This window comes from Streptomyces sp. BPTC-684, from assembly GCF_030028635.1.
Classification (GTDB): domain Bacteria; phylum Actinomycetota; class Actinomycetes; order Streptomycetales; family Streptomycetaceae; genus Streptomyces; species Streptomyces noboritoensis.
Map to the genome: position 1 here is coordinate 2,782,550 of NZ_CP124863.1, position 15,722 is coordinate 2,798,271.

The following is a 15,722-nucleotide window of genomic DNA, read 5'->3' on the forward strand; positions in this document are numbered from 1 at the left end:
TCAGCACCCGCAGGCGGCGCCGGTGACGGGGGCGGTGAGGGGGTCGGGCGCGCCCCGCCGCACCCCACCGTCGTCCTCCACCGGGAACCCCTCCCTCGCCCAGTACTCGAACCCTCCCAGCATCTCCTTCACCTGGTACCCGCTGCTGGCGAAGGCGTACGCGGCCCGGGTCGCGCCGTTGCAGCCCGGACCCCAGCAGTACGTGACGACGACGCTCCCGGGCGGCACGAGCTCGGCGGCCCGGGCGGGGATGTCGTCGGTCGGCAGGTGCACGGCCCCCGGGATGTGCCCCTGCGCCCACGCGTCGGCGCCCCGGCTGTCGACGAGCACGAAGCGGTCGGCGCCGGCCTCGATGTCGGCGTGCACGTCGGCGACGTCGGCCTCGAAGGTGAAGCGGCGGTGGAAGTGGGCGGCGGCGACGGCCGGGTCAGCGGGCGAGGTGCGCAGCACCTTGCTGGTCTTCGACATGACGTGAACTCCTTGGGAAGAGGGCCGCGAGGGCGATGAGGAGGTAGATGCCGGCGGTTGCGGCGCCGGGGGCGAGGAGGAGGACGGGGAGGGGGAGCCCGGTGCCGAGCGCGCCGAGGGCGAGGGCTGCGGCGGGGAGGGGGCTGGGTCTCTTCCGGCTGGCCTCGGCCCAATGGGCTCCGGTGGCGCGGAGGTTGGTCCAGCAGTAGAGGAGGCAGAGGGTGGTGGAGGCGGGGCGCAGGAGTGCGGCCGGGGGGATGAGGTGGGCCGGGGGCGAGAGCAGGAGGAGGTAGACGCCGGTGGCGCCGCCGAGCCCGAGGAGGAGCCCCCACCCCGCCCCTTCCCGGCTGTGACATTTGCGGCTCCGCCGCGTGGCCTGGGCGGTCGGCCGGATGCTTCGTCTGCGGACCGCATGTGGCTGGTCGCGCAGTTCCCCGCGCCCCTTGAGTGCCGCTGCGCGGCATCCCGGGGCGCATTCAGGGGCGCGGGGAACTGCGCGAGCAACCCAGCACGGTCCGCAGACGAACGGGGTCCGGGGCGGAGCCCCCGGCCGCCCGCCGGAGGGCTTTCGGGAAGGGGCGGGGTGGGGGAAAACGCGCGGCCCGGCGGCCGGTACCGCCCCCTCCAACCCCACCCACCCGAACAGCACCACCACCGCCGCCGCGGGCGAGGCCGTCGGCGCCGTCCCCGTCCCGCCCGACAGCCACCACGCCCCCGCCAGGACCAGCACCGCCGGGAGGCGAAACCGGCGTACGGACAAGGGGAGTTCACGCGTCGCGCACACCGCCGCCGTCAGCAGGACCAAGACCGCCACCCCGTACGGGCACACCCCCGCGAACACCCCCGCCCCCAGCGCCACCCCCGCCTGCCCGCACGCGATCCCCGCGAAGTACAGCCCCGACAGCAGGCGCGCCGCGCCGGGGCCGAGCCGGGACCGTACGAACGCCAACGGGCCGTCGGCCGCCGTGCCGCCCGATCGCGCCACCACCGCGCACCAAACCGCCAGCACCACCGACACCAGCAGGACCGTCCACGGGGAGACCGGGGCCAGGGCCGCCGGGAGCAGGAGGGTGCCCAGGCCCAGGACCGAACCCAGCGTCCGTCTCACGACAGTTCGTGGAAGAACAGCGGGACCGCCGCCGGAACCGGGCTCCCGGCCGGCAGCAGCGGGCCCGCCGGCGCCGACCAGCTCGGCATCCGCGTCGCCTGGTCCACCGGCAGGCCCAGGTGGCCCGCCAGGAACGCCGACCAGCCCGGCATCAGCGGCGCGGCCGTCACCGCGACCGCCGCGAGCAGCTCGGCGTGCGCGGCGAGCCGGGCCGCGTACCGCTCGCGCGGGCCCGACGCCCGCAGCAGCGCCAGCTCGCGCAGGTCGTCCGTCGCCCGGTCCACCACCGTGGCGATGGCCGCCGCCGCCCGCTGGGGGGAGAAGGACTCCGCGCCGAGCGCCGCCGCGATCTCGCCCTCCAACTGCGCGCGTTCGGGCACGGCCGCCCCCTCCGGCACCCGCGACCCGAAGTCCTGCGCCAGCAGGTCCAGGACCGTGTCCGTCCACCGCTCCAGGCCCCCCGCCAGCACCGTGCTCACCGTGTCCGCGAACTCCTTCATGGAGAAGTTGTTCTGCTCCCGCTCGGGGCCGGTCAGGCACAGGTGGAAGCGGAGCGCGTCCGCGTTGACGCGGCGCAGGAACTCGCCGCCCCAGATCGCGTGGCCCCGGCTGGTGGAGAACTTGTCGCCCTCCAGGCGGTAGAACTCGTTGATCACCACCTGGGACGGCAGTGTCAGCTCGCCCTGGGCGAGCAGCAGCGCGGGCCACAGCACCGCGTGCGAGAACGAGCAGTCGAAGCCGATGAAGTTGACGATCCGGGTGGCCGGGTCCGTCCAGAGCGCCGACCAGCCCTCCGCGTCGCCGTTCGCCTCCGTCAGCCTCGCCGTCGCCGCCGCGTAGCCCCAGATCCCGCTGAACCACGTGTCGAGGATGTGGCCCTCCCAGCCGGGCAGCGGGACGGGGACGCCGTACGACGCCTCGCGGCTGATCGGCGTCGCGGGCAGCTCGCGCGCGAACAGGCCGTCCAGGTACTCCCGCAGCCTCGGCCGCCACTCCGCCTTGGCCTGGGCCGAGGCGTAGTAGGACTCCAGGCGCTCGCGGTAGTTCTCCAGGGGGAAGACGATCCGGCGCAGGGTCGTCGTCTCCGGCGTCTTCCAGCACGCCGTGCACTTCGGTGCCGCCAGGCCCGCCGGGTCCTGCGGCAGGCCGCACGCCTCGCAGTACACGCCGTCCGACGGCTCGGCGCAGAACTGGCACTCGCCCCGCACCTCCGCCTCGTACAGATAGCGCGAGCAGTCGGCGCAGTGGAAGACCGGGAGCTCCTGGACCTCCAGGGCGCCCGACTCCCACAGTTCGAGGAAGAAGCGCTGGACGAAGGCCGTGTGGGTGTCGTCGGTGAGCGGGCGCGTGAACCAGTCGTGGTGCATCGCGCCGAGCGAGAGCGTCTCCTCCATGCGGTCGCCGAAGAGCTTCGCCGTGGGGTACGCGGTGGAGCCGATCTCGGCGGCCCTGCGCGGCACATAGCAGGAGTGCTCGTCGGAGTAGCCGACGTAGTGCACGTCGTGGCCGGTCTGGCGCAGATGGCGGGCGAGCACGTCCGCACCGAGGAACGGGCCGGAGAGGTGGCCCAGGTGCAGGTCGCCGTTGGGGTTGGGCGGGGCGCTGGTGACGACGTACGAGGTCATGAGGTGGGGGTTCCTTCGGAGAAGTCGGAGAAGAGACGGGTTTCCAGGGGCGTCGCCACGGACGTTTCCGCGGGCGTTTCCAGCGGTGGCAGCGCGTCCGAGGTCGCCGCGACCACCCGGCTGCGGGCGGGCAGGTCGTCCAGGACGACCGAGTGCGCGCCGATGCGCGAGTCCGGGCCGACGGTGACCGGGCCGAGGACGCTGGCGCCGGTGCCGATGACCACCCGGTCCCCGATCACGGGGTGGCGGCGGGCCCCGGACGGGCGGCGCAGGTCCTTCCACCAGCCGACCGAGCCGAGCGTGACCTGGTGGTAGAGCATCACGTCGTCCCCGATGCGGACGGTCTCGCCGATGACCACGGCCGTACCGTGGTCGATGAAGAAGCGGCGGCCGATCCGCGCGCCCGGGTGGATCTCGATCCCGGAGACCGCGCGGGCGAACAGGGACAGGGCGCGGGCGGCGACGCGGTGGCCGCGCCCCCAGAGCCAGTGCGCCACCCGGTAGGTCCACAGGGCGTGGATGTGCGGGTAGAGCAGGACCTCGGCGCGGGATCCGGCGGCCGGGTCCTTGGCGAGGACGGTCTCGACGTCCTCGCGCAGCACCGCCCGCCAGCCCCGCTTGCGCTCACATGTGGTCATACGGCGCCTCCGGCCGGATCGGGCGGCCCGCCAGGAACCGCTGGGGGCGGTAGGGCTCCAGGAGCTCCTGGACCGCCTTGCCGGGGACGGCGCCGCCCTCGGTGATCTCCTTGGCCGCCAGCTCCGCGACGGCGGGGGCGAGCTTGAAGCCGCCGCCGCTGAAGCCGAGCGCGAGGTAGAGCCCGTCGGGTCCGGCCGCGCCCACCACCGGGCGCTTGTCGGGGGTGTAGCCGTCGAGGCCGGAGCGGGTGCCCGCGAGCGGCGCGGCGGCCGCGGCCGGCACCCGGTCCGCGATGGCGTTCAGGGCGGACTCCAGCTCGGCCTCGGTCAACGGCTCGACGTCCCGGCCGAGTTCGGTGTCGGGCTTGCTGGGCACGCCGAAGTAGAAGCGGTCCAGGCCGTCGGGCCGGAAGTAGCTGCCGGTGGTGTCGTCGATGCAGGTCGGTACGGAGGCGGCGGAGCCGCGCCGCCCGGCGCCGGGCAGCTCGGCCTGGGCCAGGCCGATGCGGCGGGCGGTGACGGGGATGTGGATGCCGAGGTACTCGGCGGGCGCCGAGCCCCAGGCGCCCCCGGCGAGCACCACCAGCGGCGCGTCGATGCGGCCGATGGAGGTGAGCACCCCGGTGACCGTGCCCGCGTGCTCCAGGACCTTGAGCGCCCGGATGCCCTCGGACGGCGAGACGCCGAGCCGGTAGGCGGCGGTGAGCAGCGAGGCGGAGGCGGCCATCGGGTCGGCGTAGCCGCCCTCCGGCTCGTACGCGGCGAGCGCCACGCCCTCGGTGCGAAGGCCGGGGTAGAGCTCCTTCAGCTCGGCCGGGTCGATGACCTCGACCCGGCGGTAGCCGGCCGCTTCGGTGGCGGCGGCCGCGTTGTGCCGCAGGTCGTCGGCGTGGTTCTCGCCGACGGTCATGACGAAGCCGGTGCGGCGGTAGCCGCAGTCGCCGCCGATGACGTCGGACCACTGCTCGAAGACGGGCAGGCTGCGGGCGGCGAGGCGGGTGTCGGCGCGTGCGGTGTGGTGCAGCCGCAGCAGTCCGCCGGAGCGGGAGGTGGCGCCCTGGGCGTTGACCCGGCCCTGGTCGCACAGGACGATCCGGCCGAGGCCCGCGAGGGCGAGCTGGTGGGCGATGGCCGCGCCGATCACCCCGCCGCCGACCACGACGGCGTCGGCGTGCGCGTGGACGATGGGGCTCATGCGCCGGCCCCTGCGCCCTCGGCGATGCCGAACTCGGCCGCCCACTTGGCGCGTTCGCGGGCGACCGCCTCGGCGCCGCCCCACCAGATGGTGACGAACCGCAGCTTGGTGTCGCCGTCGTTGGTCAGGTCGTGGTCCTGGAACGGGGTGATGAAGACCGTCTCCCCGGCCCGCACCCGCCGCCGCTCCTCGCCGATCCGCATCACACCGCTGCCCTCGACGATGAAGAACATCTCGTTCTCGTCGTGGTCGTGCGGCGTGGAGGTGGCGCCGGGCGCGACGTCCACCCAGGCGCCGCCCCAGCCGGGCTCCTCGACGGCCTCGGGCCAGGGGAAGATCCGCCGGCCGCTGACGTTGTACGGCTCCTCGAAGACCATGTCGTCGTCGTGAGCGCTGAAGATGTGCATGCGTACGGGTCCAATCGAAGGGTTTATACGGCGACGGGCGCGCGCAGGCGGCTGCGCAGGTCGCGGTGGACGGTGTCGGCCTTGGCGGCCATCTGGCTGAAGGAGGTGGCGCTGCCGATGCCGTGCCGCCACTCGGTGAGGCCGTCGAGGTAGAGGCCCACCTCGCAGTCGTCGGTGGTCTCGGCCCGGTAGGCGCGGGTCACCTCGGGGCGGCCTCGCTCGTCCAGCCTCAAGTACGGGGTGAACGCGGCCAGTTGGGACGGCAGGGCGGCCTCGCGGTAGCCGGTGCAGACCACCACGGCGTCGGCCTCGATGCGGCCGCGCTCGCCGGTGAAGACCTCCTCGGTCTCCAGGAGCACCCGCTCCCCGTCGACGTCCACACCGGTGATCTCGGTCCGCTTGTGCATGTGCAGGCGCTCGCGCCCGGTGAAGCGGTCCTGGTAGACGGCCTGGTAGAGCGCGGTGGACACGTCCGGGTCGACCGCCGCGTAGTTGGTGGCGCGGGCCTGGCCGAGCGCGCGCTCGCGCTGCTCGCCCTCCAGGGCGTAGAAGTAGTCGGTCTCGTCGGGGAAGTAGACCTCGTTGCTGAAGTGGCCGAGCTCGTACATCCGGAAGCCCGCGTGCCGTACCACCGAGTGGATCTCGGCGTCCGGGTTCTGGGCGGCCAGGTGCAGCACGATCTCGCCGGCCGTCTGGCCCGCGCCGATCACCGCGACCCGCCGCAGCGGCCCGAGCGCGGCAAGCGACGGCAGCAGCCGGGAGGCGTGGAAGACGCGCTCGCCGAGGTACGGGCGGAAGGTGTCCGGCACATACGCCTCGTGGCCGGTGGCCAGGGCCACGTTGCGGCCCTCGACGGTGTGCAGCGAGCCGTCGCGGGTGTCGCGGGCGGTCACCCGGGCGGCGCGCACCCGCCCGTCGGCGTCGGCCAGCGGCTCCACCGCGATCACCTCGCGGTGGTAGTCCACCGGGCCGCGCACCTGGCGGGCCGCCCACTGCACGTAGTCCGACCACTCGATGCGGCTGACGTAGCCGCCCATCAGCGTGAACGGGTAGAAGCGGCCGCTCTGCTGGAGGTAGTGGGGGAAGGTGAAGCGCGAGCGGGCGTCGCGCGGGGTGGCGAAGTCGCGCAGGAAGTGGTGCTGGATGTCGGTGCCGGGCAGCACCAGGTTGGGCTGCCAGGCCGAGTCGGCGGCCTTCTCCAGATAGCGGACGGCGAGCGGGGCGCCGCCGGTGGCGTCGTCGTGGTCCTCGACGGCGGCCGCGAGCGCGATCCCGGAGGGCCCGAAACCGGCGACGACCAGGTCCTGGAGGTCCGTCATCGGGCACCCCCGGCCGCGAGCGCCGCCAGCGCCGCCGTGAGCGCCTCGCGCAGGATGCGGCCCGCCGCGTCGATCTCGTCGGCCGTGCAGTTGAGCGGCGGCAGCATCCGTACGACGCAGTCGTCGCGCCCGCCCAGCTCCAGGATCAGGCCCCGGCTGACCGCCTCCCACTGCACCCGCTTGGCGAGCACGGTGGCGGGCCGGCCGGTGGCCGGGTCGGTGAGCTCGACGCCGGTCATCAGGCCGAGTCCGCGCACGTCGGCCACGTACGGGCTGAGCGCGCGCAGGCCCTGGAGGTGGACCATCAGCTGGTCGGCGCGGGCCCGGACGTTCTCCAGGACGCCGTCGCGCCGCACCACCTTCATGGTGGCGACCCCGGCCGCGAAGGCCGGCTGGTTGCCCCGGAACGTGCCGGTGTGGGCGCCGGGCGCCCAGGTGTCCAGCTTCTCGTCGTAGAGGATGACGGCGGCGGGCAGGCCCATGCCGCTGAGCGCCTTGGAGGCGCAGACCACGTCCGGCTCGATGCCGTACTGCTCGAAGGCGAACCAGGTGCCGGTGCGGCCGCAGCCGGACTGCACCTCGTCGACGATCAGCGGGATGCCGAGCCGCCGGGTCACCTCGCGCACCCGCTGGACGAACTCGACCTCGGCCGGGATCACCCCGCCCTCGCCCTGGACCAGCTCCATGATGACGGCAGCGGGCAGCGTGATGCCGCCGTTGACGTCGGTCAGGGCGCGCTCCAGGAAGGCCGCGCAGTTGACCTGGCAGCTGTCGCGCTTGAGGCCCAGGGGGCAGCTGTGGCAGTTGGAGTACGGGAAGAAGTGCACCCCCGGCATCCGGCCGCGTACCGGCTCCTTCTGCTCGACGAGCCCGGTGACGCTCATCGCGGCCATGGTGGCGCCGTGGAAGCCGCCCTGGAAGGTGATGACCTCCTCGCGGCCGGTGGCGGTCTTGCAGAGCTTGAGGGCCGCGTCGACGGCGTTGGCGCCGGTGGGGCCGCAGAAGTGGATCCGGGTGCGCTCGCGCATCGGCTCCGGCAGCATCCCGATGGTCAGCTCGGTGAACTCGTCCTTGACCGGGGTCGGGAAGTCCAGGCCGTGCACGAACTCGTCGAGCTGGCGGTGGGCGGCGGCCAGCGGCTCGGGGTGGTTGTGGCCGAGCGAGAGGACGCCGGCGCCGCTGAGGAAGTCCAGGAAGACGTTGCCGTCCAGGTCCTCGACGTAACTGCCCCGGCCCTTGCGGATGGCGATGGGCAGTTTGCGCGGGTAGGAGCGGGAGTTGGACTCGCGGCGGGCCTGGCGGCCGAGCAGTTCGGCGCTGCGGGGGCCCGGCAGGGAGCCGGTGACGCGCGGGCCGGTGTGGCCGGGCGCCGCGTGGTCGACGGTGGCGGTCATGGGAATCGTCTGTCTTTCCGGTCAGGCGGCGGCGAGGGCGGCGCTGCGGTCGGTGGCGGAGGCGGTGAGCCGGGCGGCCAGGGCGTCGGCGAGGGTGGCGGCGCGCAGCGAGAGCAGGCTGAAGGAACCCGCGTCGCCGATGCCGTGGCTGGACTCGCACAGCCCGTTGAGGAAGAGCGGCGGGACCCCGTCCGCGACCGGCCGCAGCGCGTAGTCGGCGTCGACGAGCAGCCGCCCGTCCGGCTCGGCGGCGAACCGGTCCGCGAGCGGCGCCATCAGCGGCGGGCACAGCTCCTCGTGCGGCGCCGGGCCCATGTTGCGGAAGCCCGTGGCCAGGACCGCGAAGTCGACGGTGTCGGTGACGCGCTCGCCGGTGTGCCGCTCCAGGAAGTCGAGCGCGACCCGCTCGCCGTCCTCGCGCACGGCGACGGCCTCGTGGTTGCCGCGCACGAACACCCGCTGCTCGCCGTCGAGTTCCTGCTCGTAGATGGTCAGGTACAGCTCGCGCAGCACGTCGCCGTCGGCGGAGGAGTAGTTGGTGCCGTGCATATAGGCGTCCAGCGCCTTCTTGCCCTCGCGGGAGGCCTGGAAGTAGTAGTCGGTGAACTCGGGGAAGTAGCCCTCCTCGCTGAACGGGCTGGTGTCCTTGAGCCGCAGCGAGTGCGAGCGGGTGTACGTGGTGACCTTGGTGCGCGGGAAGCGGCGGCTCAGGTCCAGGGCGAGCTCCACCGCGCTCTGGCTGCCGCCGATGACCGCGACCGCCTCCGGCTCGCGGCCCTGGCCGGTCAGCTCGGCGAGGCGGGGCAGGTACTGGGTGAGGTGGAAGACGCGCGGGGTGCGGACCGAGTCGTAGGGGGCGGGGACGTACGGGGTGCGGCCCGGGCCCATGACCAGGGTGCGGCCCAGATAGCGGTCGCCCGCCATGGTGGTCACCTCGTACAGCCGCTCCCCGTTCGCCTCGACGACCTCGACGGTGGCGGCCCGCTGGTTGCAGTCGACCAGGTGCGTGAAGAAGGAGGCGGCCCAGCGGATGTACCCGGCGTACTCCTTGCGCAGCGGGAACTCCGACGGCAGGTTCAGGTGGCGCAGCAACCGGCCCTGCTCGTGCAGGTAGTTGAGGAAGCTGTAACGGCTGCGCGGGTTGCGCAGGGTGACCAGGTCGCGGCTGGGGTGGTTCTGGATGTCGGAGCCGTCGAGCAGCATCCCGGGCTGCCACTCGGGGGTCGGGCGGGCCTCCAGGAAGCGGGCGGTGAGCGGGGAGTCGCGCTCCTCCAGGGCGATCGCCAGGGCGAGGTTGGCCGGCCCGAAGCCGACACCGAGGATGTCGTACACCGGGGTCGTCATGGTCGCGGCGCTCATCGTGTGGTGCTCCTTGAGGTGACAGTGGTCAGGGTGGGGTTGCCGTCGAAGTCGATGCGCAGGCCCGCGATCCGGTCGGCGGCGTGCACCCGCTGGTCGGTGCGGTACCAGAGCGGGATCAGGGCCAGGTCGGCCATGGCCGTGCGGTCGGCGCGCCGCCAGGCGCCGGCGCGCTCGGCCGGGTCGGTGGAGGCGCGCCCGAGCGCCACCAGGGCGTCGAACTCCGCGTTGACGTACCGGCCTTCGTTGTCGCCGTGGGCGCTGCCCTCCGCGTCGGGCGCGGTGCACGAGGAGTGCAGCAGCGGGAAGAGCATGTTGTCGGGGGTCGGGTAGTCGCAGGCCCAGCCCGCCCGGCAGAACCCGGCGGCGGCGAGCGAGGTGCGGTGATCGACCAGGCCGCGCGCGTCGGTGCGGAGCAGCTCGACGTCCCAGCCGAGGACTTCGCGCAGCCCGTCGGCGAGCGCGCGCACCCAGTCGTCGTGGCCCGCGCCCGTGTTGTACGCGAAGTCGACGCGGCTGCCCGGCGGGAGCCCGGCGCGCAGGGCGGCGGCCCTGGCCCGCCCGGGGTCGTACGCCGTCCAGTCCTCGTCCTCGCCGAATTCCGTACGAGGCGTGTGGGCCTTGCCGAACCAGGGCGAGAGCAGCGAGTGGGCGGCCGTGCGGTGGCCCTGGAAGTACGTGTCGATCAGGCCCTGCCGGTCGATGGCGGCCGACAGCGCCCGGCGGGCGTCGAGCGAGTCCATCGGCGCCCGGTGGCAGAACGGGATGAGGTAGAAGAGCCCCGCGCCCTCCTGCTCCAGGAAGCCGTGGTGGGCGGCGGCCTCGGCGGTGCGGGCGGGCGGGATGCGGGCGTAGTCGTAGGTGCCGTCGAGGAACCGCTCGTACTCGTCGTCCAGGGCCGTGACCGGGTCGAGGATGTCGATCCTGACCTCCTCGACCTCGGGCGCGGGGCCGGACCAGAGGTCGTTGCGGACCAGGTGGATCGACTCGCCGTGGCGCCAGGGCCCGGCCATCTTGAAGGGGCCGTTGCCGACCGGCAGGTCGTTGTAGACCGGGTTCAGCGCCGGGCCCGCGCCGCTGGGCACCGGGCTGAAGACGGGCTGGAGGGTCTTGAGGTCGAACTCGACGTCCGGCTCGGCCAGTTCGACCACCAGCGTGTCGTCGCTCTCGGCGCGGAAGGAGCGGACCCCGGCCAGGTGGTAGGCGGTCTCGGTGTTGGCCGCCGGGTCGAGCGCCCGGGTCCACCCCCGGACGAAGCTGTGGGCGGTGACCGGCTCGCCGTCGCTGAACACCGTGTCGGTGCGCAGGGTGAAGGTCCAGGTGGTCGCCGTCGCGTCGCTGTGCCAGGAGGAGGCGGTGGCCGGGACGAGCCCGCCGTCCTCGTCGAGCGCGAGCAGCCCGGTGAACAGGGCCTTGCAGACCAGGATTCCCTCCCCTTCCTGGGCCTTGTAGGGGTCGATGGCGGTGGGTTCCGTGATGCCCATGCGGAACACGGGGTCGGTGGCGTGCACGTAGAGCTCTTTCCGCTTGTTCTCGCTCGTTCTCGCAGGTCAGGCAGCTGAAGTGGCCGGTACGACCACGACGTCCAGGCGTTCGTCGAGGTCGGCGGCGATCCGCTCGACCCGGTCGATGTCGGCGCTCTCCCGGTAGGGCGCGGCCACCGCGAGCGAGCCGGCGATCTCGTACCAGCCCTCGGGGGCGCGCCGCAGCCGGTCGCCGGGCCGGGAGGCGGGGATGTACGAGCGGAAGTACGGCGAGTGGAAGGCGTCGCCGGGGTTGTTGCGGACCAGCGTGCCGGTCCGGTAGGCGAACTTGATGCAGGTGGCGGCGCGCGGGACGGCGGCGCGCGGCACCTCGCCGGTGAGGATCGCGGCGCGCGCCGCGGGGTCGTCCCCGGCGAGCACGGCCTTGGCGTAGAGGCGGACCGCGTCGATGCCGTGGACCTCGCGCAGATTGCGGTAGTTCTGGCCGCCGCTCATCCGGGTGGCGAACTCCACGACCCGGTAGCGGCCCTCGGCGTCCTGCCGGAACTCGGCGTTGAACAGGCAGTGCTCGACGCCGAGACCCGCCACGATCCCCTCGGCCACGGCCACCAGCTCCGGCTCCTCCTCGGGGGTGCGGAACGGCAGCGTGTAGAAGTCCTCCTCGAAGTACGGTCCCGGCATCTGCATCTTGTTGGTGACCCCGACCAGGTGGAACCGCCCGGCGACGACCACCCCGTCGAGGGTGACCTCCTTGCCGGGCAGGAAGTCCTCCAGGAGCGCGATGTCGGGGCCGTCGCTGGGGAAGTAGCCGCCCCACTGCTCGACGAGTTTCGTGATGTCCACGAGCGCCCGCTCCAGGCCGTCCCGGTCGTGGACGAGGCTGACGCCCATGGAGGCGGCCAGCGCGCTGGGCTTGACGATGAAGGGGTACGTGAACGACTCGGCGGCGGCGAGCCCCGCCCCGACACCGGCGACGGCCGCCGAACGCGGTCCCGGCAGCCCGTGCCGCTCCAGGAAGGCCCGCTGGAGCCGCTTGTCGCGGGAGATCTCGTCGGCCTCGGGGCGCGGCCAGGCGTGGCCGAGCAGCTGGTTGACCCGGGAGGTCACCACGATGTCGCTGTCGTAGAAGGTGAGGGCGTTCGCGATCCCGAGGTCGACGGCCGCCTTGGCGCAGACCTCGGCCAACTCCTCGGTCTCCAGGCCCTTTTCGAGCCGTACGACGGAGGCGAACCGGCCGTCGTACGAGGCGGCGGCGACCTGGGTGGCGAGATGGATCTCCAGCCCCATCCGCTCAAGCGTCTCGATGTGCTCGCGGTGCCACGCGTAGGTGTTCCGCATGATCAGCAGGATCTTCACGCGCCCGCTCCCTCGGTGACCACGGTGACCTTCTCGGTCAGCCGCTCGGCCGTGGCGATCGCGGCGGCGGTGTCGGCGCCGGTGGTGAGCACCTGGCCGACCCGGTCCCAGTTGCCGCGCAGCTCGCCCACGGTGTCGCCGGGGCGGACGGTGGTCTCCACGTCGATGACGTCCTCCAGCGCCCTGGCCTCGTCCGCGCCCTGGATCTCCACCACCGTGCCGGGCCGCGCCGAAAGGAAGCGGGTCGCGGCCGACGTACGGGGGACGGGCCGCTCGGTGAGCGCCGGGATCAGCCCGAACTGCCAGGCCACGATCCACTCTTCGAGGTCGATGCCGAACGCCGCGTCCAGCAGGTCGAAGATCCGGTCACCGCCCATCCGGTTGTGGCTCTCGATGATCTGCGGGCCCGACGGCGAGAGCCGCAGCTCGGTGTGGGCGGCGCCGTCGGTGAGCCCGACCGCGTCCAGGAAGCGGGCGACGGCCTCCTCGATCCGGCGCTCGGCGGCCGGGTCGAGCCGGGCCGGCAGGGCGTGCCCCAGCTCGATGAACCCCTCGCCGCCGGTCAGCTTCTCGGTGACGGCGAGCACGACGTGGCGGCCCGCGAAGGAGAACGTCTCCACGCTGTACTCGGGCCCGGAGATGTACTGCTCGGCGATGAACCGGCCGATCGTGAAGAACGCGCCCCACTGGAGGTCGGTGCGGGCCCGCAGCGCCTCCACCTCGGCCCAGGCGGCCTCGGCCCGGTCGGGCCCGTCGATCCGTACGACACCGAGGCTGGCGGTCGCGTCCACGGGCTTGAGGACGAACGGGTAGCCGTGCGCGGCCCCGAACTCCACCAGGTCCTGGGCGCTTCGGACCTCGGCGGCGGCCACCGAGAGCGCTCGCACCTCGGCGGAGTCGGACGCGGCGAGGTGGACGCGCATCGCGTGCTTGTCGCGCAGCAGCTCCGCGACCTCCTCGGAGGTGCCGCCGAGCCCCAGGTGGTCGCTGATCCGTCCGGCCGGGACGAGGCCGGGCTCGGTGATCGAGACGACGCGGGTGAACCCGTAGGCCTCGTGGGCCGCCTCGACGAGCGGGCGGGTGGTGTTCCAGTCGGTGTAGTCGGCGATGAGGACGGCCTCGGCGAGCTGTGCGGCCTCCGGCACGAACTGGTCCTTGTGCTGGATCAGTACGAAGCGGATGCCCAGCGCCGCCGCCTTGCGCAGCGTCTGTATCCGGCCGCCGACGACGAGAAGCAGGTGATCGGTCATGGCCAGAACTCTGCGGCAGGAATTCCGCCCTGGAAATGCTTTCCCGCTGGCACAACCGTGCCCGGCACGAATGACGCAGAACCGCCCCGGGACCGGGGCGCGGGCACGATCGTGCCGGGCCGTTTCATGCCACCGCTTTCCTCTGGGCACCGCTCTGACCGGCGGCTTTCATGGGGCCATCACCTCCCCCCGACCCCGGTGTCCCCCGGAAGGAGCCCCGCCATGGCGGCGAGCGACGAGCCCCTGCGCCGACGATTGCGCGAACTCCCCAGAAGTGCCTGGGTGATCTTCGCCGGAATGTTCCTCATCAAATTCGGCAATTTCCTCAATGTGTTTCTGGTGCTGTTCCTGGTGTCGAAGGGGTTCTCCGCTTTCCAGGCGGGCGTGGCCCTCGGCGTCGTCGGGCTCGGCGCCTTCGTCGGCAACGCGGTGGGCGGCACGGTCGCCGACCGCTTCGGGCGGCGCACCGCCATCGCGGTCTCGATGTTCGGCTCCAGCGCCGCGACGGCGGCGGTGCCGCTGACCGACGGCCTGTTCACCACGACCGCGCTGGTCGGCCTGGTCGGCGTCTTCGCCCAGCTCTACCGCCCGGCGGCGGGCGCACTGCTTGTGGACACGGTCCCGGAGGAACGCCGGGTGACGGCGTTCGCCGTGCTGCGGCTCGCCATCAACGTCGGCATGGCGGTCGGCCCGCTGGTCGGCGGTCTGCTGAGCGGCTACTCGTACACCTACGTCTTCCTCGGCGACGCGCTCTTCTCCTTCGCCTTCGGCACGCTGGCGCTGCTCACGCTCCCGGCGGGCCTCCCGGCCCCGCAGGCCGCCGACTCCCCGGCGCCGAAGGGCGGTTACCGCGAGGTCTTCTCCGACCGGCCCTACCTCCTCTTCCTCGGCTCGATGGTCGCGGCGACCTTCGTGTACGGGCAGTCCACCGCCACGCTCCCGCTGCACGTCACCGACGCGGGCTTCGGCAACGGCGCCTACGGCCTGCTGCTCGGCCTCAACGCGCTGCTGTGCGTGGTGATCGAGCTGCCGCTGACCAAGCACACCGAGCGCCGCGACCCGCGCCGGGTCATCGCCGCCGGGCTGCTGCTGCTCGGCGTCGGCATGGCGCTGACGGGTGCGATGAGCGCGGTGTGGCTGCTCGCGCTGACCGTGGTGATCTGGACGGTCGCCGAGACGGTCTACACCCCGATCGCCAACGCGTACCCCGCCGAGTTCTCGCCCGCCCATCTGCGCGGCCGCTACCAGGGCGCCGAGGGCATCGCCCACACCCTGGCCGGCGCGCTCGGCCCGGCCGTCGGCGGCCTCCTCTACAGCGTGTCCCCGCCGGTGCACTGGACCGTCTGCGGCGCGGTCGCGGGCGTCGGCGCCCTGCTGGTCCTCGGCGCCAAGCCGGGCTCCCGGGTACGGGACGAAGCCCCGGCGGCGGCCGCCCAGGAGCCGGTGAAGGCCACCACCTGACGTACGACACACCTCACCCAGCACCCCATCCAGGAAAGGCACTTGGTACCACCATGACCACCTCCACCGTCCACCGCATCGACATCCCCTCGGCCACCGAGGACCCCGCCGCGTACGTCACCGCGCTGCTCGAAGTCGCCGGGGAGCGCGACCCGTTCGACGTGCTCGCCAAGACGCCCGTGTGGGCCCGGCAGCTCTTCGCCGACCTGCCCACCGAGCTCGCCGAGACCGTCCCGGAGGAGGGCGAGTGGCCGGCCGCGTTCATCGTCGGCCACCTCTTCGACGTCGACATCGTCTACGGCTTCCGCTGGCGCCTGGTGGCCACCGAGGACAACCCGGTCTACCCCGGCTACGACGAGGCTCTGTGGGCCCCGCTGCCCCGGCTGCCGTTCCGGCAGATGCTCGACGCCTGGACCGGGCTTCGCGCCTCCAACGTGGCGCTGCTCGCGGCGCTGCCCGCCGAGGACTGGCAGCGCACCGGCCGCCACGGCGAGCAGGGCGGCGAAACGATGGAGGTCATGATCCGCAAGGTCATCGGCCACGACATCGCGCACATCAACCAGATCTACCGGGCGATCCGCCTGGTCCGCGAGGCGGCCGGGCTCGACGTGGCGGAGCTCGACGCCACGTACGAGTCGCTGGGCCTGCGCTGACCCTC

Annotated in this window: 14 protein-coding genes; 2 read left to right on the forward strand and 12 right to left on the reverse strand. The window is 73.2% G+C overall.

Annotation, left to right across the window (positions count from 1 at the left end):
* From QIY60_RS12350 to QIY60_RS12405, 12 genes are read right to left on the reverse strand one after another with little or no spacing between them, the layout of a single operon-like run.
* Complete coding sequence (locus tag QIY60_RS12350) at positions 1–468, reverse strand: rhodanese-like domain-containing protein (protein ID WP_283142457.1); 468 nt, start codon at positions 466–468, stop codon at positions 1–3.
* A complete protein-coding gene (locus tag QIY60_RS12355) occupies positions 428–1,576 on the reverse strand; it encodes a hypothetical protein (protein WP_283142458.1) in 1,149 nt (382 codons plus the stop codon). Before QIY60_RS12355 ends, QIY60_RS12350 begins: the two co-directional genes overlap by 41 nt.
* Complete coding sequence (locus QIY60_RS12360; RefSeq protein WP_283142459.1) at positions 1,573–3,201, reverse strand: class I tRNA ligase family protein; 1,629 nt, start codon at positions 3,199–3,201, stop codon at positions 1,573–1,575. The genes QIY60_RS12355 and QIY60_RS12360 overlap by 4 nt, the downstream gene beginning before the upstream one ends.
* The gene (gene epsC / locus QIY60_RS12365) at positions 3,198–3,839 is read right to left on the reverse strand and encodes a serine O-acetyltransferase EpsC (protein ID WP_283142460.1); all 642 of its coding nucleotides are present in this window, start codon (positions 3,837–3,839) and stop codon (positions 3,198–3,200) included. Before epsC ends, QIY60_RS12360 begins: the two co-directional genes overlap by 4 nt.
* Positions 3,826–5,034 (reverse strand): FAD-binding oxidoreductase, encoded by a 1,209-nt coding sequence (locus QIY60_RS12370; protein ID WP_283142461.1) that lies wholly within the window; start codon positions 5,032–5,034, stop codon positions 3,826–3,828. The genes epsC and QIY60_RS12370 overlap by 14 nt, the downstream gene beginning before the upstream one ends.
* Positions 5,031–5,441: a cupin domain-containing protein gene (locus tag QIY60_RS12375; protein ID WP_283142462.1), complete on the reverse strand. Its 411-nt coding sequence runs from the start codon at positions 5,439–5,441 to the stop codon at positions 5,031–5,033. The genes QIY60_RS12370 and QIY60_RS12375 overlap by 4 nt, the downstream gene beginning before the upstream one ends.
* Positions 5,442–5,464: 23 nt before the next feature.
* Entirely contained in the window at positions 5,465–6,760 is a 1,296-nt protein-coding gene (locus QIY60_RS12380; protein ID WP_283142463.1) for a SidA/IucD/PvdA family monooxygenase, read from the reverse strand.
* A complete protein-coding gene (locus QIY60_RS12385) occupies positions 6,757–8,154 on the reverse strand; it encodes a diaminobutyrate--2-oxoglutarate transaminase family protein (RefSeq protein WP_283142464.1) in 1,398 nt (465 codons plus the stop codon). The genes QIY60_RS12380 and QIY60_RS12385 overlap by 4 nt, the downstream gene beginning before the upstream one ends.
* 21 nt (positions 8,155–8,175) lie before the next feature.
* Positions 8,176–9,513, reverse strand: coding sequence for a SidA/IucD/PvdA family monooxygenase (locus QIY60_RS12390; protein WP_283142465.1), 1,338 nt, complete (start codon positions 9,511–9,513; stop codon positions 8,176–8,178).
* Entirely contained in the window at positions 9,510–11,024 is a 1,515-nt protein-coding gene (locus QIY60_RS12395) for an ABC transporter substrate-binding protein (protein WP_283142466.1), read from the reverse strand. The genes QIY60_RS12390 and QIY60_RS12395 overlap by 4 nt, the downstream gene beginning before the upstream one ends.
* 39 nt (positions 11,025–11,063) lie before the next feature.
* Positions 11,064–12,353, reverse strand: coding sequence for an ATP-grasp domain-containing protein (locus QIY60_RS12400; RefSeq protein ID WP_283142467.1), 1,290 nt, complete (start codon positions 12,351–12,353; stop codon positions 11,064–11,066).
* A complete protein-coding gene (locus tag QIY60_RS12405) occupies positions 12,350–13,603 on the reverse strand; it encodes an ATP-grasp domain-containing protein (RefSeq protein WP_283142468.1) in 1,254 nt (417 codons plus the stop codon). Before QIY60_RS12405 ends, QIY60_RS12400 begins: the two co-directional genes overlap by 4 nt.
* Positions 13,604–13,825: 222 nt before the next feature.
* Between QIY60_RS12405 and QIY60_RS12410 the strand changes: the two genes are divergently transcribed.
* A complete protein-coding gene (locus QIY60_RS12410) occupies positions 13,826–15,064 on the forward strand; it encodes an MFS transporter (protein ID WP_283142469.1) in 1,239 nt (412 codons plus the stop codon).
* A 53-nt stretch (positions 15,065–15,117) separates the two neighbouring features.
* Entirely contained in the window at positions 15,118–15,717 is a 600-nt protein-coding gene (locus QIY60_RS12415) for a DinB family protein (protein ID WP_283142470.1), read from the forward strand.
* Positions 15,718–15,722 lie beyond the last annotated feature (5 nt).